21 protein-coding genes are annotated in these 20,356 nt (G+C 46.4%); 6 read left to right on the top strand and 15 right to left on the bottom strand.

The window, feature by feature from the left end:
• From bamA to rpsB, 9 genes are all read right to left on the bottom strand, one after another.
• The coding region (gene bamA, locus OS145_RS05895; RefSeq protein WP_006955314.1) for an outer membrane protein assembly factor BamA at positions 1 to 1,375 on the bottom strand (1,375 nt) is incomplete at its 3' end.
• 30 nt (positions 1,376 to 1,405) lie between these two features.
• Entirely contained in the window at positions 1,406 to 2,761 is a 1,356-nt protein-coding gene (rseP, locus tag OS145_RS05890; RefSeq protein ID WP_006955313.1) for a sigma E protease regulator RseP, read from the bottom strand.
• A complete protein-coding gene (gene ispC, locus OS145_RS05885; RefSeq protein ID WP_006955312.1) occupies positions 2,754 to 3,953 on the bottom strand; it encodes a 1-deoxy-D-xylulose-5-phosphate reductoisomerase in 1,200 nt (399 codons plus the stop codon). The genes rseP and ispC overlap by 8 nt, the downstream gene beginning before the upstream one ends.
• A gap of 2 nt (positions 3,954 to 3,955) precedes the next feature.
• Positions 3,956 to 4,819, bottom strand: a complete 864-nt coding sequence (locus tag OS145_RS05880) for a phosphatidate cytidylyltransferase (protein ID WP_006955311.1) — start codon at positions 4,817 to 4,819, stop codon at positions 3,956 to 3,958.
• Between the two features lie 4 nt (positions 4,820 to 4,823).
• Positions 4,824 to 5,597: a polyprenyl diphosphate synthase gene (gene uppS, locus OS145_RS05875; RefSeq protein WP_006955310.1), complete on the bottom strand. Its 774-nt coding sequence runs from the start codon at positions 5,595 to 5,597 to the stop codon at positions 4,824 to 4,826.
• A 66-nt stretch (positions 5,598 to 5,663) separates the two neighbouring features.
• Positions 5,664 to 6,185, bottom strand: a complete 522-nt coding sequence (gene frr / locus OS145_RS05870; protein WP_370215255.1) for a ribosome recycling factor — start codon at positions 6,183 to 6,185, stop codon at positions 5,664 to 5,666.
• A gap of 59 nt (positions 6,186 to 6,244) precedes the next feature.
• Entirely contained in the window at positions 6,245 to 6,979 is a 735-nt protein-coding gene (gene pyrH / locus OS145_RS05865; RefSeq protein ID WP_006955308.1) for a UMP kinase, read from the bottom strand.
• A 103-nt stretch (positions 6,980 to 7,082) separates the two neighbouring features.
• Entirely contained in the window at positions 7,083 to 7,961 is an 879-nt protein-coding gene (gene tsf, locus OS145_RS05860; protein ID WP_006955307.1) for a translation elongation factor Ts, read from the bottom strand.
• Positions 7,962 to 7,975: 14 nt separating this feature from the next.
• Positions 7,976 to 8,704 carry a 30S ribosomal protein S2 gene (gene rpsB, locus OS145_RS05855; protein WP_006955306.1) on the bottom strand — a complete coding sequence of 243 codons (729 nt, stop codon included), beginning with the start codon at positions 8,702 to 8,704 and terminating at the stop codon, positions 7,976 to 7,978.
• Positions 8,705 to 8,982: 278 nt separating this feature from the next.
• Here rpsB and map point away from each other — a divergent pair, with 278 nt between their 5' ends.
• The 3 genes from map to dapD are packed head-to-tail and all read left to right on the top strand — an operon-like array spanning position 8,983 to position 13,241.
• Positions 8,983 to 9,774, top strand: a complete 792-nt coding sequence (gene map / locus OS145_RS05850; protein WP_006955305.1) for a type I methionyl aminopeptidase — start codon at positions 8,983 to 8,985, stop codon at positions 9,772 to 9,774.
• Between the two features lie 4 nt (positions 9,775 to 9,778).
• Positions 9,779 to 12,400, top strand: a complete 2,622-nt coding sequence (gene glnD, locus OS145_RS05845; protein ID WP_006955304.1) for a [protein-PII] uridylyltransferase — start codon at positions 9,779 to 9,781, stop codon at positions 12,398 to 12,400.
• 10 nt (positions 12,401 to 12,410) lie between these two features.
• Positions 12,411 to 13,241: a 2,3,4,5-tetrahydropyridine-2,6-dicarboxylate N-succinyltransferase gene (gene dapD, locus OS145_RS05840; protein ID WP_040487836.1), complete on the top strand. Its 831-nt coding sequence runs from the start codon at positions 12,411 to 12,413 to the stop codon at positions 13,239 to 13,241.
• A 28-nt stretch (positions 13,242 to 13,269) separates the two neighbouring features.
• Here the strand turns inward: dapD and truC are convergent, their stop codons facing one another.
• Both truC and OS145_RS05830 read right to left on the bottom strand, forming a co-directional pair.
• Positions 13,270 to 13,989: a tRNA pseudouridine(65) synthase TruC gene (truC, locus tag OS145_RS05835; RefSeq protein ID WP_006955301.1), complete on the bottom strand. Its 720-nt coding sequence runs from the start codon at positions 13,987 to 13,989 to the stop codon at positions 13,270 to 13,272.
• Complete coding sequence (locus OS145_RS05830; protein ID WP_006955300.1) at positions 13,982 to 14,326, bottom strand: YqcC family protein; 345 nt, start codon at positions 14,324 to 14,326, stop codon at positions 13,982 to 13,984. Before OS145_RS05830 ends, truC begins: the two co-directional genes overlap by 8 nt.
• Before the next feature lie 93 nt (positions 14,327 to 14,419).
• Between OS145_RS05830 and OS145_RS05825 the strand changes: the two genes are divergently transcribed.
• On the top strand, positions 14,420 to 15,442 hold the full coding sequence (locus tag OS145_RS05825) for a DUF3549 family protein (RefSeq protein WP_006955299.1): 1,023 nt from the start codon (positions 14,420 to 14,422) through the stop codon (positions 15,440 to 15,442).
• Entirely contained in the window at positions 15,439 to 15,750 is a 312-nt protein-coding gene (locus tag OS145_RS05820; protein WP_006955298.1) for a DUF3301 domain-containing protein, read from the top strand. Before OS145_RS05825 ends, OS145_RS05820 begins: the two co-directional genes overlap by 4 nt.
• Here the strand turns inward: OS145_RS05820 and OS145_RS05815 are convergent.
• The 3 genes from OS145_RS05815 to OS145_RS05805 all read right to left on the bottom strand — a co-directional run bounded on the left by OS145_RS05815 (position 15,747) and on the right by OS145_RS05805 (position 17,518).
• Complete coding sequence (locus OS145_RS05815) at positions 15,747 to 16,382, bottom strand: GNAT family N-acetyltransferase (protein WP_006955297.1); 636 nt, start codon at positions 16,380 to 16,382, stop codon at positions 15,747 to 15,749. The genes OS145_RS05820 and OS145_RS05815 overlap by 4 nt on opposite strands.
• 45 nt (positions 16,383 to 16,427) lie before the next feature.
• Positions 16,428 to 16,805: a DUF3192 domain-containing protein gene (locus OS145_RS05810; RefSeq protein ID WP_006955296.1), complete on the bottom strand. Its 378-nt coding sequence runs from the start codon at positions 16,803 to 16,805 to the stop codon at positions 16,428 to 16,430.
• A gap of 143 nt (positions 16,806 to 16,948) precedes the next feature.
• Positions 16,949 to 17,518, bottom strand: a complete 570-nt coding sequence (locus OS145_RS05805; RefSeq protein ID WP_006955295.1) for a SecY-interacting protein Syd — start codon at positions 17,516 to 17,518, stop codon at positions 16,949 to 16,951.
• A gap of 66 nt (positions 17,519 to 17,584) precedes the next feature.
• On the opposite strand from OS145_RS05805, the gene queF reads away from it, so the two are divergent.
• Positions 17,585 to 18,415: an NADPH-dependent 7-cyano-7-deazaguanine reductase QueF gene (gene queF, locus OS145_RS05800; RefSeq protein WP_006955294.1), complete on the top strand. Its 831-nt coding sequence runs from the start codon at positions 17,585 to 17,587 to the stop codon at positions 18,413 to 18,415.
• Positions 18,416 to 18,417: 2 nt separating this feature from the next.
• On the opposite strand, the gene OS145_RS05795 is transcribed toward queF, so the two are convergent.
• Positions 18,418 to 20,211, bottom strand: a complete 1,794-nt coding sequence (locus tag OS145_RS05795; RefSeq protein WP_006955293.1) for a M61 family metallopeptidase — start codon at positions 20,209 to 20,211, stop codon at positions 18,418 to 18,420.
• Positions 20,212 to 20,356 lie beyond the last annotated feature (145 nt).

Below are 20,356 nucleotides of genomic sequence, written 5' to 3'. Positions count from 1 at the left end.
CTGCGCGATTACCCGTACCCAAAAAGTTACTTTGCTGAATACCGGCGTTGAGTTGCAGGCCTGAATAGTCACCGTAACCAATACCCGCCGTAAATGAACCTGAAGGTTGCTCTTTTACCTTATACGTGACATCCACTTGATCAGGTTGTCCTTCCACTTTTTCCGTCGAAGTCTCAACCGTTTCGAAAAAGCCGAGTCGCTCTAGGCGCACTTTACCTTGCTCGACCTTGTTATCTGATAGCCATGCACCTTCAAGCTGACGCATTTCACGACGCAAGACTTGGTCTTCGGTCGTTGAATTACCCTCAAACGCAATGCGACGAACGTAAACGCGATTACCTGGATTGACTGAGAACGTCAGTTTAACGGTTTTGTCTTCGTCATTACGCTCAGGAATCGCCTTTACTTCTGGGTAGGCATACCCATAGCCACCGAAGAAACGACCAACGAGGTCTTCAATATAAGTGACTTGAGCCGCATTATATAGCGTCCCCTCTTTAATCGTAGTTAAGCGATTAACGATGTCCTCATGACCTTTCAAATCACCAATTACATCAGTTTCGCTTACGTAATATTTCTCGCCCTCATTCACATTGACCGTGATGTAGACACCCGACTTATCAGGCGTGACAGAAACCTGTACCGATTCAACTTGGAACTGAAGATAGCCGCGATCGCGATAATAAGATTCGAGTGTTTCTAAGTCGCCACTTAATTGCTCTTTCTGGTAGCGTTTTTCGCCGATGATATTCCACCACGGTAATTTATCGCGCAACTCAAAAGTATCTAAAAGCAGTTCGTCTGGAAATGCCTTGTTACCGACAATGTTGATTTGTGCAATTTCAGCGGCATCGCCTTCTTCAAAGTTCATGCGAAGCTCGACACGATTACGCGGTAATTCAACCACCTCAAGGTCAACCTGAGCGTTATACTTACCGACACTTTGATAAAAGTCTTCTAACCCTTTCTCGATACCTGAGATCGTCGTTCGATCAAGCGGCTCTCCTTGAATAATGTTGTTATCTTGGAGGCTCTGCTCTAACTGCTCGTCCTTAATATCATTATTACCCTCGAAGGTAATTTCAGCAATTGTTGGACGCTCACTGACACGGAAAATCAACGTGTCATTGTCACGTACTGCTTCGATGTAATCGAAGTGAGTAGACGAATAGAGTGATTTGATCGCACTGCGAATTTGCAGCTCTGACACTTCATCACCCACTCGAACAGGAATATATGTCAACGCAGCACCGAGTGCCACACGTTGTAAACCTTTAACTTCGATATCTTGGACAACAAATTCATCTTGTGCTTGCGCTGCGGGCGAAACAGCCGCCGCAACCATGGCACTCACTAACAGCTTTTTAAACGTCATTATAACTAGCTACTTATTGTTGACTTTGAATTAGAATGCGAAGCGCATGATGTCATTACTTATGGCGATTATCATCAATGCAAAGACTAACGCACCACCAATCCGGTAACAGATGTCTTGAACTTTTTCTGACACCGGCTTCCCTCTCACCCATTCAGCAACGAAAAATGCTAAATGTCCCCCGTCAAGCATGGGTAAAGGCACCAGATTGATTATCCCTAAATTTACACTTAATAGCGCGAGAAAGCTGAGAAAATAAACAAATCCACTACTCGCGCTAACGCCAGCGCCTTCAGCAATACTCAAAGGGCCAGCGAGATTTTTTACGGACACATCGCCCGTGATTAGCTTTCCAATCATTTTGACGCTTACAACCATGAGTTCCCATGTCTGCTCAGCGCCTTTCATTAAACCACCGACAATACCATATTGATGGTTGAACACATAGCCCTCGGGCAACTCTCCTACCTCAGGGGCGATGCCTAGGTAACCTATGACATCAGAACCTCGTTCGCGTTCACCAGGAATAACAGTTATTTTTTGTTCGGCTCCTTGGCGCTCGATAGTCAAGGTCAAGGCAACTCCTGCGGACTCGGCGATAGTTCCAGTCAATTGTTGCCAGCTTTCTAGCGGCTGACCATTGAGCTCGGTCACTTTATCGCCCGCTTCTAGACCCGCTTGTTGCGCCGGAGAGTCATCAACAACCTGCGCTAATGTAGTGGAAACATTAGGTCGGTAAACTTGAATCCCCAAGCTACCAAAGGTTGTTTCCGTTTCAGGATCAAACTGCCACTGCGAAATATTTAAGGTTTTTTTCTGTATCGTGCCGTCGGGGCTACTTACGGTAATTGAGAGTTCATCGTTACCAATGGCACTCATCAAACCGAGTTGTACCTGCTGCCAATCGTATGCTTCTACGTTGTCGACTTTTACAATCTCACTGCCCTCTACAAAGTCTGCTTGTGCTGCAATAGACCCGGGCGCAACATCGCCTATAATGGGCTTAACCGTAGGGACCCCAATACCAAACATAAGCCATAGTACAGCGACGGCGAGAATGAAATTAGCAATCGGTCCAGCCGCCACAATGGCAAAGCGCTTATACACTGACTGGGCATTAAAGGATACATGTTTGTCTTGCTCACTGACCTCATCAACACGTTCATCGAGCATACGAACATAGCCACCTAGCGGAATAATACCGACTTGATAGCGCGTACCATCGCGTGCCACCCGTGACCATATCGCTTTACCGAACCCCACCGAATAGGTCAGTACCTTGACGCCACAGCGTCGAGCCACCCAAAAATGTCCGAACTCATGAAAAGCGACCAAAATACCTAAGGTCACTACAAACGAACCGGCGTACCATAACCAATCAAGCATAAACAACTTGCTCCACACGTCGTGATGCTGCACGTCGCGCTTGTGCATCAATAGCCATAAGTGCGTCTACCGAATCCACGTGCGCTGACACCAAGTTTTGCAATGCTGAGTCACACACTTCAGCAATATCAGTGAAGCGAATTTGTCCTTTCAAAAACGCTGCAACCGCCACCTCATTGGCAGCGTTTAAAGTGGTCGTTGCCGACTGTCCATGCCAACAACTATCTATCGCCAGTTTCAGACAAGGATAACGTGCAAAATCCACTGGCATAAAACTGAGTTCACCAAGCGTCATGAAATCGAGTCCCTTCACACCACTGCAAATTCGCTCAGGGAAACCTAATACATGAGCAATAGGCGTGCGCATGTCAGGCTCTCCCATCTGCGCCATCACTGAACCATCAACATATTGTACCATTGAGTGAATAACGCTCTGCGGATGTATTACAATATCAAGCTGTTCCCGACGACAATTGAATAGCCACCGTGCCTCAATGTATTCCAGACCCTTATTGAGCATGGTTGCAGAATCGACAGAAATTTTCTGTCCCATTGACCAATTGGGGTGATTGCAGGCCTGTTGAGGTGTTTGGTTAACAAGCTCATCGATAGGAGTATGACGAAAGGGCCCGCCCGACCCCGTTAGCAGCAGTTTATCAATGCCATGATTATTCAGTTGCATGTAGCCGACTTGCTGTTGTGCGCTATCCGGTAAACATTGAAATATTGCATTATGCTCTGAATCAACAGGAAGAATTTGAGCGCCACTTTCACGCGCGGCATTAATAAATAACTCACCGCTCACCACTAACGCTTCTTTATTAGCGAGCAAAACACGTTTACCGCAATTGATAGCCGCTAGTGTCGGTGCCAGGCCAGCAGCACCTACTATCGCGGCCATAATGACATCGACTTCTGCACACGCACTCACGTCGGATAATGCACTCGCACCACCCAATACTTCGGTCCGCGTATCCATCGGCAATTGTGCACGCAGTTGTGATGCTGCGTGTTCGTCCACCATCACGGCATACTGAGGTTGATAACGGCACACGATATCGAGCATGGCACTCACGTTACCATGAGCTGTGACGGCAAATAGTGAATAAGTATCAGGGTGACGAGCAACGACATCTAACGTATTCTGACCAATAGAACCCGTCGCGCCTAAGATGGTAATCGATTGACTCATACTTAACGTAAAAACTCCAAGTAAGCCAATGTAAACACAGGCACTGCCGCGGTTAGACTATCTATGCGATCTAATATGCCGCCATGTCCTGGCAGAATTGAGCCGCTATCTTTTACGCCGGCACTGCGTTTAAACATACTCTCATTCAAGTCACCAAACACAGACGCCACGACAGTAAATAATCCTGTCAAATAGTAGCCGGTAAATTGGTCAGCCGGTATTTGAGTCCAGTGTGAAACCACCATCATGACGATAAATGCCAGCGTTAATCCACCGCAGAGACCTTCCATTGTCTTACCCGGGCTTACCGCAGGCATCATTTTATTACGTCCGTAACGGACACCGGCAAAGTAGGCGCCAACATCCGCGGCCCATACTAACAATAGAATAAACAATACCACCCATCCGCCAAAATAGGGTTGTATATCAATATTGATTGAACGCACGGTGACCAAGGCTGCCCAAGTTGGAACAAAAATCAACATGCCAAAAATACCAACGATCGAACGTGTCCGGGACCACATACGTCGACTCGACGGATAGTTGACCACCAACGCTAATGCACAGACCCACCAAATACCGCCGGCAGCGATCGTGGCATAAATAATTTGATTAAGCGTGCCTGCTTTCCACAAGTGTTCAAATGGCACAGCAAGGCTTAATGCGCCAATTATTATTCCAATGCCGAGTGTATACGCAATACGTGAACGGACTTTGGTGAGCCCCATGAGCGGTGCCCATTCCCACGCGCCTAACATCAATACAGCTTGGATAAATAAGGAAAAGCCCCACAGCGGCAGTAAAAAGACCGCATAGAGGGCGACGGGTATCAAAATGACAGCTGTCAAAATTCGTTGTTTAAGCAAAAATTCAGTCCTCTACACGCGCATTCATTGTTTCAAAGAGCTCAGTGATTTGCTCACTGGTAAGCCCATAACGGCGTTCCCGTTGCGCGAATTCTGCAACAGCACTTGCGAATGCTTGATCGTCAAAGTCAGGCCATAGTATCGGGCTGAAGTAAAATTCTGCATACGCTATTTGCCATAGCAAGAAATTACTCACCCTCTGTTCGCCACCCGTACGAATGAGCAAGTCAGGTTTTGCCTGATCAGCTAAACATAAATAGCGCTCGAAAGTACGTTCAGTAATGTCTGATGCCGCTAATTCATTATTGGCCACCGCCGTTGCCACTTTACGCGTCGCCTGGGTAATATCCCACTGACCACCGTAATTTGCGGCGATATTAAGTGTCATACCGCGACACTCGGCAGTCATCTCTTCAGTCTGTTCAATATGCTTTCGTAAGCGACTTGAAAACTGTGTCTTATCACCAATAACTTGAAGCTTGATATCATTTTGTTTGAGTTTATCCGCTTCCTTTTTAAGTACATTGATGAATAACTCCATCAGTAGCGATACTTCCGCGGCCGGTCTATTCCAATTTTCACTACTAAAGGCAAATAGCGTAAGCGACTGGATCCCGTTTCGACGTGCAAAGCTAACCGCTCTCCTAACCGCCTCGGCTCCCTTTTTGTGACCAAACGTTCTTCGTTTGCCTTGTTGCTTAGCCCAACGCCCATTCCCATCCATAATAATAGCGACATGCTTGGGCATCACTTGCTGTATTGTTGGAGATTGCTTCATGCTGTCCGCCAATAATTAAAACGCCGCATAGAGACTACACGGCGCCGTCTAGAGCACGGAATGGAATTAAACTTCCATTAAATCCTGTTCTTTAGCTTTCAATGACTCGTCGATTTTTTTCACGTACGTGTCGGTTAGCTTTTGGACATCGTCCTCTGCCGAGTGTTCCTCATCCTCAGTGATTTCCTTTTCCTTTAACAACTCTTTTAAATCGTTATTCGCATCACGACGAATGTTACGCACCGCTACACGCGCTTGTTCGGCTTCTGCACGAACAATTTTTACCAAGTCACGGCGGCGTTCTTCGGTCAACGGTGGTAGAGGAATACGAATGACTGCACCTGCAGATGCTGGGTTTAAACCCAAATCAGAGGTTAAAATAGCCTTCTCGACAGCTTGAGCGGACGATTTGTCAAATACGGTCAATGCCAATGTACGAGAATCTTCTGTAGTGATGTTAGCGAGCTGCTTAAGTGGTGTATCAACCCCATAGTAGTTCACCATCACACTATCAAGAATACTCGGATGCGCGCGTCCTGTACGCACTTTTGACATTTGACTACGGAGCGACTCTACGCTCTTTTCCATGCGCTCTTTTGCGTCTTTAATAATATCGTTAATCACTGTTTTTACCTTCTCGATTTCGTTTATTCAGCGTCTTTACTGATTAGTGTACCTTCTTCTTCGCCCAGAATCACGGATCGTAACGCACCTGGCTTATTCATATTGAATACACGAATCGGTAATTCATGATCGCGAGCCAGCGTAAAGGCGGCTAAATCCATCACTTTCAGCTGTTGTTGAAGTACATCTTGATAATTGATATGGCGATATAGCGTGGCGTCTGGATTACTAACAGGATCGTCTGAATACACGCCATCGACTTTGGTGCCTTTTAGCACTATGTCTGCTTCGATTTCGATGCCACGCAAACACGCAGCTGAGTCTGTCGTAAAAAATGGGTTGCCGGTTCCGGCTGAGAAAATAACGACACGCCCAGACTTAAGTAGGCTGATTGCCTCTGCCCAGTTATAACTGTCACAGACACCTGTCAACTCGATAGCAGACATTAAGCGGGCATTCACGAATGCGCGATGCAACGCATCTCGCATTGCTAACCCATTCATAACCGTTGCAAGCATCCCCATGTGGTCACCGACTACACGATTCATTCCGGCTTTTGCCAGGCCTTCGCCACGGAATAAATTACCACCACCGATGACAAGTCCAACCTGGACCCCGAGCTCAACCAGCTCTTTGATCTCTTGAGCCATGCGATCCAGCACTTTTGCGTCGATGCCAAAAGGCTCATCGCCCATTAATGCTTCACCGCTAAGTTTTAAAAGAATACGTCGATATGTTGGTTTTGGGTGGGTACTCATGCTTGCCTCTCAATATCCATTTTTCTAAAAAAAACCGCGTCCTGAACGCTCAAGACGCGGTTTCTATTACTCACATTGGGGTTGTGGACCCTGGCACAAAGAATTAACCTTTGCTTGCCGCCGCCACTTGAGCTTGTACTTCAGAAGCAAAGTCTTCTTCTTTACGCTCAATACCTTCGCCCACTTCAAAGCGTACGAATGTAACTACGTCTGCACCCGCTTGCTTAAGCAATTCGCCAACAGTCATAGAAGGGTCTTTTACGAACGGCTGACCAGTTAAGCTGATCTCGCCAGTAAATTTACGCATACGACCTTCGACCATTTTCTCAGCGATTTCTTTTGGTTTACCGCTTTGCATTGCGATATCAACCTGAATAGCACGTTCTTTTTCAACGACTTCAGCGTCAACATCTTCGGGCTTAACAAACTGAGGACTGCTCGCAGCAACATGCATACACAAGTCGCGCGCTAAGTCTTCATCACCACCATTTAATGCAACAGCTACACCAATCCGTGCACCGTGAGTGTATGTAGCAACAGTGTTGCCTTCTTCAATCGTCTTAACACGACGTACGTTCATGTTTTCGCCGATTTTAGCAACAAGGTCTTCACGGGTTTTTTCAACAGTTTCGCCGCCGATATCAGTTGCTTTCAATTGTTCAACATCGTTTTCTTTGCTAGCGAACGCTGCGTTGATAACTTTCTCGCCAAATGCCAAGAAGCTATCATCGCGTGCAACGAAGTCAGTTTCGCAGTTAAGCTCAACGAGTGTCGCTTGGTTGCCTTCAGACTTAACCAAGATAACGCCTTCAGCCGCAACACGACCGGCTTTCTTAGCCGCTTTTGCTTGACCGCTTTTACGCATTAGCTCGATTGCAGCTTCCATGTCGCCGTCAACTTCTTGCAATGCTTTCTTGCAGTCCATCATACCAGCGCCTGTGCGCTCGCGAAGTTCTTTTACCTGAGCAGCAGTAATTGCCATGGTTAGATCCTCAATTATTCGGTAGCTTCAACAAAATCGTCAGCGTCTTTTGCTTCTACTGGCGCTGATTTAGCTTCTTTGATCGCGTCTGCTGCAGCATTCAAATACAATTGTACTGCGCGGATTGCGTCGTCGTTACCTGGGATAACGTAGTCAACGCCATCTGGATCTGAGTTGGTATCAACAACAGAAACAACTGGAATACCTAAGTTGTTGGCTTCTTTAATCGCAATGTGCTCGTGATCAGCGTCGATTACGAACAATACGTCAGGCAAGCCGCCCATGTTTTTGATACCGCCAAGGCCTTTTTCAAGCTTTTCCATTTCGCGGGTGTTAACCAACGCTTCTTTCTTGGTCAGCTTGTCGAAAGTACCGTCTTGGCTCATGGTTTCAAGATCTTTCAAACGCTTGATTGATTGACGAACGGTTTTCCAGTTAGTCAACATACCACCTAACCAGCGGTGGTTTACGTAGTACTGACCACAGTTCAACGCTGCTTCCTTGACAGGCTCAGCGGCTGCGCGCTTAGTACCTACGAACAAGATTTTACCTTTATTTGAAGCAACGTGCTGCATGTAGCTCAACGCGTCGTTGAACATAGGCACAGTTTTTTCAAGGTTAATGATGTGGATCTTGTTGCGAGCGCCAAAAATGAACGGCTTCATTTTTGGGTTCCAGAAGCGGGTTTGGTGACCGAAGTGGACACCTGCTTTCAGCATGTCACGCATTGACACGTTTGCCATAATACTTTTCCTTTTGTAGGGGTTAAGCCTCCATATACCCCATAGCACGACCCGATTGGGCACCCCGTGGTATGTGTCGATATATGTGTGGTTTAAATTTAAAGTGAATTTTCGCTTTTAAAAAGCGCGCATTTTATACCATATCCACTGTTGTCCTGCAATCATAAAGCGACAAAAATGCCGCCGTCGATCCTCATCCGAGCATGGCTAAGCGGGGTTTAAATTGGTAGACTGCATGTACAAGCAAAAAAGTAGCCCAATTTAAGAGACCGTATTTAATGAGTATATCGATCAAAACGCCTGAAGAAATCGAAAAAATGCGCGCTGCGGGTCGCTTAGCGGCCAGTGTTTTAGAGATGATTGGTGAGCACGTCAAACCTGGTGTGACCACCGAAGAGTTAGACAAAATCTGTCACGATTATATCGTTGATCACGGCGCATACCCTGCTCCGCTCAATTACCATGGTTTTCCAAAATCGATTTGTACATCGGTAAATCACTGCGTATGTCACGGCATTCCTGGACCTAAAAAGTTGAAAGAGGGTGATATCATGAACATTGATGTCACCGTCAAGTTAGACGGCTATCATGGCGACACTTCAAAAATGTTCGTCGTCGGTAAACCTTCTATCCTCGCCGAGCGCTTAATAAGAACCACGCAAGAATCGCTCTACAAAGCGATAAAAATGGTGAAGCCAGGTATTCGCTTAGGTGATTTCGCAGAGGTCATCCAAAAATTTGCTGAACAACATAATTATTCGATTGTTCGCGAATACTGCGGTCACGGAATTGGTGCGGTATTCCATGAGGAACCACAAGTGCTCCACTATGGTAAGGCCGGTACGGGTGAAGTGTTAGAGCCGGGTATGTGCTTCACGATTGAGCCGATGCTCAATGCAGGTAAACGCCACACTAAGTTGATGAAAGACGGTTGGACCGTACTTACAAAAGACCGCAGCCTGAGCGCACAGTGGGAGCACACCTTATTGGTCACCGACAACGGTGTTGAAGTACTCACACTGCGAGAGGAAGAAACTGACCTGCCCCGTGTCATTCAGCATAGCGAATAACACGATGGATACCGAGCAAGCAGATTTTTATGCACATTGGCCCGCCTCAAACCTTGCGCTTGAGGCCGGAGCCTACCGCGAACTCATTGCTCACTATCATCGTTGGTCAGAAGGCCACTTTGTCACTGCCGATATTGACGAGCTCATTCACCATAGGGCTCAATTTTTCGATCAATTGTTAACAGAACTCTGGCATCGCTTTGACTTTTCCAATGAATCTATGGCGTTGATTGCGGTAGGCGGCTATGGTCGTCATACCTTACATCCCGGATCCGATATAGATCTACTCATTTTAGTTGATTGCGAGGATACATTATCACGTTGTGCAGTGTCAGAATTTGTCACTTTTCTATGGGACTTGCACCTCGATGTAGGTCACTCGGTACGCACAGTTTCCCAGTGCTTAAGTGCCGCTTCTGAAGATATCACCACGGCAACCAACCTAATTGAGAGCCGACCCGTAGTGGGTGATGAAACGCTCATTCGCGACTATGAGCAGCGATTATTATCCGACTTCCCCTGGTCAAGCCGAGACTTCTATCAAGCGAAGCTTGACGAACAAAGGCAACGACATCAGCAATATCACGGTACATCGTATAACCTTGAACCTAATATTAAATCCAGCCCTGGCGGACTTCGCGATATTCAAACCATTGGTTGGATTGCCAAACGTCATTTCCAAACCCACTCGGACGAAAGCCTAGTCGAGTTCGGTTACATGACGGCCGATGAATTTGTTGAACTACGTGAATGTATGAACTGGCTCTGGCGTATTCGTTTCGCACTTCACCTTGAAGTAGGCAAACGCGAGGATAGATTACTATTTGATTTTCAACCCGGCGTTGCAGTGCGTCTTGGTTACGGGAATGAAGGCAAGCAATCAGTAGAACTGATGATGAAAGACTACTTTAAGGTCGTACTTCGTGTCAGTGAGCTGAATCAGATGCTACTGCAGTTTTTTCAGCAAGCTATCCTTAACCCGCAAGACCTGCATCATACCATTGATATCGATGAACACTTTGCGATCAATCAACACCTGCTCAGTGCACGCCACGATGAAGTATTCGAAGACCATAGCCAGCTGATTCGAGCATTTGTAATTATTGCTGAACACCCAGAAATTGAAGGCATCCATTCACACACGATTCGTCAATTACGTAACGCGCGTGCTCAGCTCAACGAACCATTAAGCTATGATCCCGACTGTCGTTTCTGGTTTAAGCGACTTATCGAACATCCATCAGGCTGTGGTCGTGCTTTTGCCTTAATGCATCATCATGGCGTCATAGCAAGCTACTTGCCCCAATGGCAGCAGATTGTAGGTCAAATGCAGTTTGACCTCTTCCACGCCTACACGGTCGATGAACACACCTTTCGTTTAGTACGCAACCTTTATCGTTTTTCAGATCCAGAGTATGTCGGGCAATTTCCTTTATGCGAAGAACGCGTAGCTCAAATGACGCGTCGACATTGCCTCTACTTGGCGGGCATTTTCCACGATATCGCCAAAGGTCGTGGAGGAGACCACTCTGAACTCGGTGCGATGGATGCCAGTAATTTTTGTTTGCAACATCGCTACAGTCAAGCAGACAGCGATTTAATTAGTTGGCTGGTAGAACACCATTTAACCATGTCGGTGACTGCACAAAAACGCGATATTCATGACCCTGACGTGATTCAAGAGTTCGCCAATATTGTGGATACGGTTGAACGACTCGACTTTCTTTATTGTCTCACCGTAGCGGATATTCGCGCGACTAACCATTCGCTTTGGAATAACTGGAAAGCAACCTTACTCGAAGAATTGTATAACGCGACTCGTTATTTATTAGAACAAAACAGTAGTAAACCAACGCTCGACGTGCGTGATAAAATCCAGCAAAATAAAGCCAATGCAATGGCTTTGTTACTGAGTGGCGGTTATGAAAAAGAGGCCATTCTTGCGCTTTGGGGGCGCTTTACAGCGGACTACTTTTTTCGTCACACGGCGGAGCAGATTAGTTGGCACTCCCAGCATATATTGCAACTAAAAGATGACGAACTGCCATTGATTCTAATTGGTGACGAAAACAACTATGGTACTACTGAGTTGTTTGTTTATCACCATGATGAGGGACACCTTTTTGCTGCCGTCGCAGGTGTGTTAGATAGCCAGCAGTTGACTATCTTAGACGCTCAAATATTGGCAACTCGTGACGGCTTCGTGATGGATACTTTTGTTTTACTGCAGCGGAACGGAAAACCACTTACTGAAACGCGTCGCATTGAGGAAGTGAAGCAGCACCTGCTTGATGTCTTACATAGGCGCCGAAAAGTACCTAAGAATAACCGGCCACTCTCGCGTCGATTAAAGAACTTTAGTGTTAAAACGCAAGTGAATTTTTTACCAGTAAAACATCGCGGACGTACGACGTTCGAGCTCGTAGCACTTGATAGGCCGGGACTTGTCGCACGTATAGCAGCCATTTTGCAACGTCTTGATGTCAGTCTTTTAGCCGCAAAAATAACCACTATAGGAGAGCAAGCTGAGGATCTATTCATTGTATCTTCACACCGTGGTGAAGCGCTCTCAGATGAACAAAAGCTGGCACTTAAACAGCAAATTACCAGTGATTTAGATGGATAATGAGGCAAACATGTCGTTTGAAAAGTATAAAAAGTTAATCAATGAAGCTTTTGAGCAGCGTGATCAAATTTCTCCCCGTACCGATGATGATGAGCTACGTGAAGTCGTCCGCTATATCATTGATGAAATCGATCGTGGTGAATTACGTGTCGCAGAAAAAGTATCTGGGGAGTGGATCGTTCATCAATGGCTGAAGAAGGCGGTACTATTATCTTTCAGACTGAACGATAACGACCTCATCGAAGGCGGCGAAACGCGTTTTTGGGATAAAGTCCCCGCTAAATTTGCCGACTATGACAGTGCTCGTTTTCGTGCGGAGGGCATGCGTGTCGTTCCGCCTGCGATGGTTCGCAAAGGCGCCTTCATTGGTCGTAATGTAGTGGTCATGCCGAGCTATGTAAACATCGGCGCATACGTTGGCGATGGAAGTATGGTGGATACCTGGGCGACCGTCGGTTCGTGTGCACAAATTGGTAAAAATGTTCACCTGTCTGGTGGCGTGGGTATTGGCGGAGTTCTCGAACCACTACAAGCCAATCCAACGATTATTGAAGATAACTGCTTTATTGGCGCACGTTCTGAAATCGTCGAGGGAGTGATCGTTGAAGAAGGCGCAGTCATTTCAATGGGCGTCTATATAGGCCAAAGCACACGCATTTACGATCGTGAAAACGACAAAATCATCTACGGTCGTGTTCCTGCAGGAGCCGTCGTTGTGCCTGGCGCACTCCCCTCTGCCGATGGTACGCACAGCCTTTATGCCGCAATTATTGTTAAACGTGTTGATGCTAAAACGCGTGCAAAAGTCGGTATTAATGCGTTACTACGCAGCGCAGAATAAATCAGTACTTATGATATTATCACGCCCGTTACCTGACGAACGGGCGTGATAATATTTCTGGAACTTCAATCTCAACGCTCAACAGTTTGCCTGTCTTGGGGTGTTGAAATTCGATCGCGGTAGATGCTAGTAGCAAGCGATGACAATCAAAATGCTCACGAAAAAAACGATTGTGCCGCCCTTCCCCGTGCCGAGTATCGCCAATAATTGGGTGTCTTATGTGCGACATATGCCGACGTAACTGATGCTTACGCCCTGTTAGAGGCATTAACTTGACCAACGAGTAGCGGCTCGTATCATGTTTCTTACTGACCTTAAATGGCAACTCGACGCGAGCAACACATTGATATTCCGTAACGGCTTCCTGAGCCGGTTTATCCGCCTGCGCCTGCTTATCAGCTATCTTGTCGTGCTCTTCTTTTAGCGCATAATCGATAATGCCAGCATCATCCACATAGCCTCGTACAACGGCATGATAGACTTTCTTGATATCTCGTTCGGCAAACTGTTCATTGAGCGCACGTGCAATCTCGGACGAAAGTGCAAAAATCAGTAGACCCGATGTAGGTCTATCAAGCCGATGAACAGGGTAAACCCGTTGACCGAGCTGGTCTCGGAGCATTTGCATTGCAAATCGCTTAGCATCCGAAGCGAGCCAACTACGGTGAACCAATAAGCCGCTAGGCTTATCTATCACCACGAGATACTCGTCTTTATAGACGACCTGTAATAAGTCGGGTTCAGACATCGTCTTGCAACGGATCAGAGCCACTTAATAAGACATCAAATTCACGGATTAACTCAATCAGTTGTTCGTGTTGCTCAATCGCATTTCGATAGGAATGCGCTGCCATCGGACTGACGGCGATTGAATCGGGAAGAGGCTGTTTCGCATCGATCAATGACCACATTCGCGGTATCATTATGAATTGTAGCCATTGATGAAACTCGAGGGTATCCATAGCGAATGGCTGTTGGCTATCCAACGCTTCAACAGGCGGTTGATGAGATTGCCAGAGGCCCAAGCTATTTAACTCTCGTTCGATACGATCGAGTAGCCGGGCCGCTTTTTGATACTGCTCCATCGGAGACTCCATTACCACTTTAGGTTTGATAACCGATATAATGGCGACAATACTGATTGAAAACCGAATTAAATTCAAGCTTGGAGACGTTGAGTGACTGATAAGATAGCAACCATTGGCGAGTTTTTGGCAGCAGGCAACACTGAATTTCAGGTATTTGATTTGGGTCGGCGACTCAGTCAAATTTCAGTAGAGACCTTTGCCGCTATTGAACACCAACAGCAACCTCATCCGTTTCCGCTTGCTCATCACGCGCACCTGGCCATTCTATTTCGCCACAAGAGTAGTCCGCAACAGGACTATCTGTGGTTCTTAAAATTTCCTCTGGACGAACGGGGACTTCTGAATGTTGCTGCGCGTGACCAATATCTTGAGTATGTTGTATCCGCATTAGGCCAGCAACTCACTGATGCCCTGACTAAAGAACAAGAAGAGCAGCTCAAGCATAATCCGTATTTATTTACTCCGAGCCAAACCCAGCGTGCCGCACTACATGCACATATTTCAACTCAGCGTCAAGCTGCACCGAGCCAGTACTTTGATACTACGTTTGACTACTTGATGGGCAAACACGACGATTGGCAACATATCGGCGTACAGGGCTTACATGATTGTGCTGCTCGTTTAATGAATCTGCCCGAATTGGCAACCGCGATTACTGAGCATTACACAAACTATGCGCCCACGGTACAACGTTATTTAGCGGAGGCGCTAGAACAACACTCAATACCCGCAAAGTTGCGCGACTTCTATCTGAACGAGTTGACCGAAGCGAATGAGACACGTGCGTTATACGCTCTGCGGGCGTTAGCGAGCATGAGCAACGATAAACGTGTGCAAAAAGCAGTAATGACCCTATTAAAGCAGCCAATCGACGCCAATATATTAACGGTCGTGGGCGCTCGTTTATGGCCCACACTACAAAATGAAGAGCTACTCCGATTGTACCTTGAGCGCATTGCTGAGCTTCAACAGACATGGTTTCAGGCGTTATTCGAGGACGCTGTTTCACTGCCAGAATTGCGCCCTTTGGTACTGCGTAAAATAGCCCAAAATGATATTTCTATCGAGGTCAAGCAGCAGCTCCTAAAACTTAAGACGCAACAAGCCTCATGATCACTCTATTTGATGTACTATTATTCTTACTATTGTTGTGTGTGATTTGGTTGTTCTGGCAACACCGACGTCAAACGGAGCATGCCTACCAACACGCGCTTTGGTATTGCAAGCAACAGAGACTGCAAATGCTAGATTTAGAGAAAGTCAGCACGCGTTGGTCTTTTAAAGGTCGTCATCCGGGCTGGCGAAGCCGCTTTGTGATGGGCTTTAGTAGTGACGGCACTTCACGTTATGAAGGCACGTTAACCTTGCATAATAGTCAGTTAATTGCCGTCGATCTCCCGCCTTTTCGTGAACCCAACTAATCGACGTTCAGGGTGAGCAGTGCGCCGGGTACGTCATGAACGTCAACAGCGTGCTGCTGCGTAAAGCCACAACGGTTGAAAAACGTTTGTTGTTGCTGATCAGAAGTAAATACCGCCAACTGTTTAACGCCACCGCGTTCAACACTCTCCTGTAACGCCGCTTGGCACAGTAACTGCCCAATACCTTGGTGTTGATACTGCTCGGCGACACCAATGAAAGAAATCAGATAGCAGGGTTGATCTTTGAGTAATGACTTTATTTGGCGCTCTTTATCAAGTACGTAACGCGTACTTACCCAACCTGCTGTCAATAACATCGAAATGTACCAGTTCCATCGGCTGGTAGGTCCGAATTGATGTTCAACCTTTGATAGACATACGACACCTAACAGCGCTTCATCATGCATCGCCGCGATAATGGGTTGCCCATTGTCCCACTGAGCAATCAATTCCTCGCGTATCGCTGCGCGTAAACGCTTTTCATAGTCCGCTTTGTCGGCTTGAAAGATACGCTGCATCAGCGCATCATTTTGGTAGGTTTGAAACAATAAGGACGCTACGCTATTGAGCTGACATACGTCCAGCTCTACAAGCTCAACGTCCTGTGTTGATACGGCAACTTCGGTTGGCATAGCAACTCTCCTATTACATAGTACGCTATCACCAACCTACTCTGATTACATCACCTTGTCGAGAGCCAATTGACCTGTCCCAATCAGTGACCCATTCTTAAATACAATCGGGGTACACTCATCTTTAGTGGTCATACCGTCTGCGTGAACACGTTGCGTCCGGTAAAAAAGCACTTGATACTGGTCGCCATCCTCGGTCCATCGTTCAGTAAAATCAGGTGTACCGAGCTTATTACGGACAGACTCAAAATCAGCATTTAAATTTAATTGAGCAATTGTCTGACGATTGCCCCGCTCGTCGTGAATTTGATCATACTGTGGATCGTCTTTATCCCAGCTAGGCTCACTCACAACAATACATCCCGACAGTGAGAGCGTCATCATTCCCGCAAGTCCAGTCAATGCAAGCTTTCTGAATTCCATCTTCAATCTCCGATTTTTAGTTATTTTAAGAATTGTGCTCATTCGCGCACTCACGACAAATTAAGCAAAAATCGCACCAAAATAATAACCCATTGTTTTTAATGCATTTAATGATGTCTCACTTTACTTTAAGCTCGCATTGCTTAGTCATTTTCACCACTATGTGGCTGACATTGCAATAAAAATGTAGCGAGATCGACCGCTAAGGTTTGGTGCTGTAGCTTCCCTAACCACTCAAGTGCGACCTCTCCTGTGGAGTTATCTATCGAGACCAAGCAATCATCATGTTCATGTAAAATACCGATAAAAATCGTGACAGGCTGCTTCAACTTGCGCTTCATCAAAATGTGCCCCGTCAGATTTTGCAGCAGCCGTTCAGCATCCTCTTGGCATTGCGGCATCAACAATTCAAAGCCCATTGACGGGGTTGTCTCACCAGTTGCAAAAGCGAGACTGAGATCACCGCTGAACCAATCGCCAAATAATCGTTTTACACTGTCATGAAATCGCATGTCTAATGCTGACTCTAACTTACTAAAGTCTTGCACTTCATCACGCTTTACAGGCCGCCAAATAACCTGCTCTTCACCTATTCGTTGCTGATATATCTTAGCATCCCACTCTTCAACCCATTCGGTTTTGGGTTCAGGGATCACTTCGAGGTAGCGCTCTAACAAAACGCTAACGGCGTGTTCAGTTGATACGGGGTTCATCTGGTGCATTTCCTTTTAACAGCGTAAAATAGATTTAACTAATTTAGTTTACCATGGAGCGCATCAATGCAAAAAAACGACCCACTCGCTCACCTAAACTTGGGTAAAGCCACTGATTACCCAACCACATACGACCCGAGCCAGTTGCATGCTGTAGCTCGCGAACTTAATCGCACACCCATTGGGATAACTCAAAAACTACCGTTTGATGGTCAAGACGACTGGACGGGATATGAAGTCTCATGGCTGAATAATAGAGGCTTACCGCAAGTGGCTATTGCTGAATTTTCTGTGCCCTGTGATAGCCCTCATTTAATTGAATCAAAGTCATTTAAACTCTATTTAAATAGCTTTAACGAGAGTCGGTTCGAAGACTGGCAAACCGTTGCGGATATCATGCAGCACGATTTGTCGACCTGCGCCGGTGCTAATGTCTTAGTCAGCTTAAGTTCTTTAGATGAATTAAGTGGCACGCCGATAAGTGGCTTACCAGGGGCGTGTATTGACGAACAAGATATTGAAGTAAGCACCTACGATTACCAACCAGACCTATTAACAGTCGATACCTCGATCATTGAATCAATTTCAGTGCATAGCCACTTACTTAAATCAAACTGCCTAATTACTAATCAACCTGATTGGGGATCAGTTTACATACATGGCGTTGGACCACGTCTCGATCGCGCAAGCTTACTACGCTATCTGATTAGTTTTCGACGACACAACGAATTTCACGAACAGTGTGTGGAACGTATTTTTATCGACCTGCAGCGCTTGGGCTTCACGCAACTGACTGTCTACGCCCGCTACACGCGTCGAGGTGGATTAGATATCAATCCGTTTCGTTCGAACTTTGAAAAGGCGCCACCGAGTGGGCAGCGCCTTGCACGGCAGTAGGATTAACTCGCATTCGGGTGAGGAATTTGTAACCATTGTAAGAAGCGTGCCTTCTGTTTAGCAGAAGGTGCTTCTATCGGCTCAATTTTCGCACCTGTATGTTGCTCTTCGCCCAGTACTAGTTCAGCAGTATGAAGTTGGTCACGACGGAAGAATGTGACTTCAACCGTATCACCGACTTCACGCTCTTGCAGAGCTTCTTCGAAACGTCCATCGGCCGCACGCTGCCCATCATAAGCAACAATCACGTCGCCTGGAGTAAAACCGGCGTCCCAAGCAGGTGAGCCTCGCTCTACCTGAACCAATTCAACACCCTCAGCGGCTGCTTTACCACGCCAACCGGCCCAAGGTTTTTGCTCATCAGCTGAAGCAAATGTCAGCTTCATACCAACGGTATTCAGCAACTCATCAAAATTGATCTCAGCGACGGGCGCATTAACATGCTCATCCCACCACTGCTGCCACGACTGACCTGTCAGCTCATCTAAGATAGCGACGACATCATCACTATTAAAGCCTTCCTCATCGGCATCAAAACGCTGATAAAGTGCATTATGAACATCGCGATAAGTCACCTCGCCATCAGTGCGCTCAATTAACGCTAGATCTAACAACCAAGAAACCATCGCACCTTCTGAGTAGATATTAACTGAGAAGTTGTGAGCGCGATCGCCATACTGGTCACTCCAAGCTTCAAACGATGCTTCTGACACAGACATGATTTCACGCCCCGGTTTGCCGTAAAAACGCTCGATCCCAGAAGCAACGCGTTCGAAATACTCATCAGTCGTCATGATATCTGCTTGCATCAGCAAATGATTTTGGAAATAACTTGTTGAGCCCTCAGCTAACCAGAATAGGTCAGTGTAATTTTCCTTCTGATAATCGTATGGCACTAAGGCTTCCGGACGATAGGCTTTTACGTTCCAAGTATGAATCAGTTCGTGAGAAGCTGTTGATAAGAAGCTTAGATAGTCGTCTCTGCTTGCGTAGCTATAGCGTGGACGCTGAATGATCGTCGAGTTGCGATGTTCGGTTGCGCCACCTGCTCCCGAAGTCGCATGGATCATAAATACATAACGTTCATAGGGATGACCTTGCCAAATATTCTGCGACTGCTGAACAAGCTTTTCTAAGTCCTTAACGGTTTGTTCTGCATCGTAATTGCCTTCACCCCAAAAAACCACTTCGTAGTCACGATCGTCAACACTGAATTTATACAGTTCGTTGATACCTGTCTCAATGGGTGAGTCAACTAAGATATCCCAATTATCCGCCACAAACGTATGCTCTGCCTCTTTCTCCATGCCTGATACGCTGCGCCAACCGTCTTGCACATCAAGGCTGACCGTCACTGGCTCTGAGCGGTACTCGTCGGCATACATAAACACTGCTGACGCGTCTAAATAGGCGTGAGAGTCATCAATGTGGCGACTACGTCGTCCGAGTTGATTCGCATAAATTTGATAGTTGACCTTAACGTCATCACCTTGCGCCGACTTCGGTAAGTGAATGCGCCATGTGCTTTTATCAATTTTTTCCCAAGTCAGTGACTCACCATCTTCTGACGTTGCTTTAAATTCACGTACGCCATTGGCAAGATTTAAAATACGATAATAACCGGTTCGCCACGCTGGCATTTGGACGTCTATATAATCGTTTTCAACGTCAGGGAACACAATATCAACTTGGCCAGTGTGATGGGTCGGCTTCGTTAAATTAAGGTGGTAATCAACATCGGCCCAAGCGGGCGTTGATGCAGCGACTGCAAGTGCTAATAAAGATTTCTTAAACACGTTAACTCCTTGTGATGAGCTCGCTGGTTTTAATTTTTATAAGTAAGTATGCCGACGTAGAGTAGCATGATGAAACAAAGAGCGGGAGTCTGTGCGATTAGACGCATATTTTTACCGTCTAATGAGCGGGTTTCAGGCAAATTTT

This window comes from Idiomarina baltica OS145 (assembly GCF_000152885.1).
Taxonomy (GTDB): domain Bacteria; phylum Pseudomonadota; class Gammaproteobacteria; order Enterobacterales; family Alteromonadaceae; genus Idiomarina; species Idiomarina baltica.
This window is presented reverse-complemented; position numbering and strand designations above follow the sequence as displayed.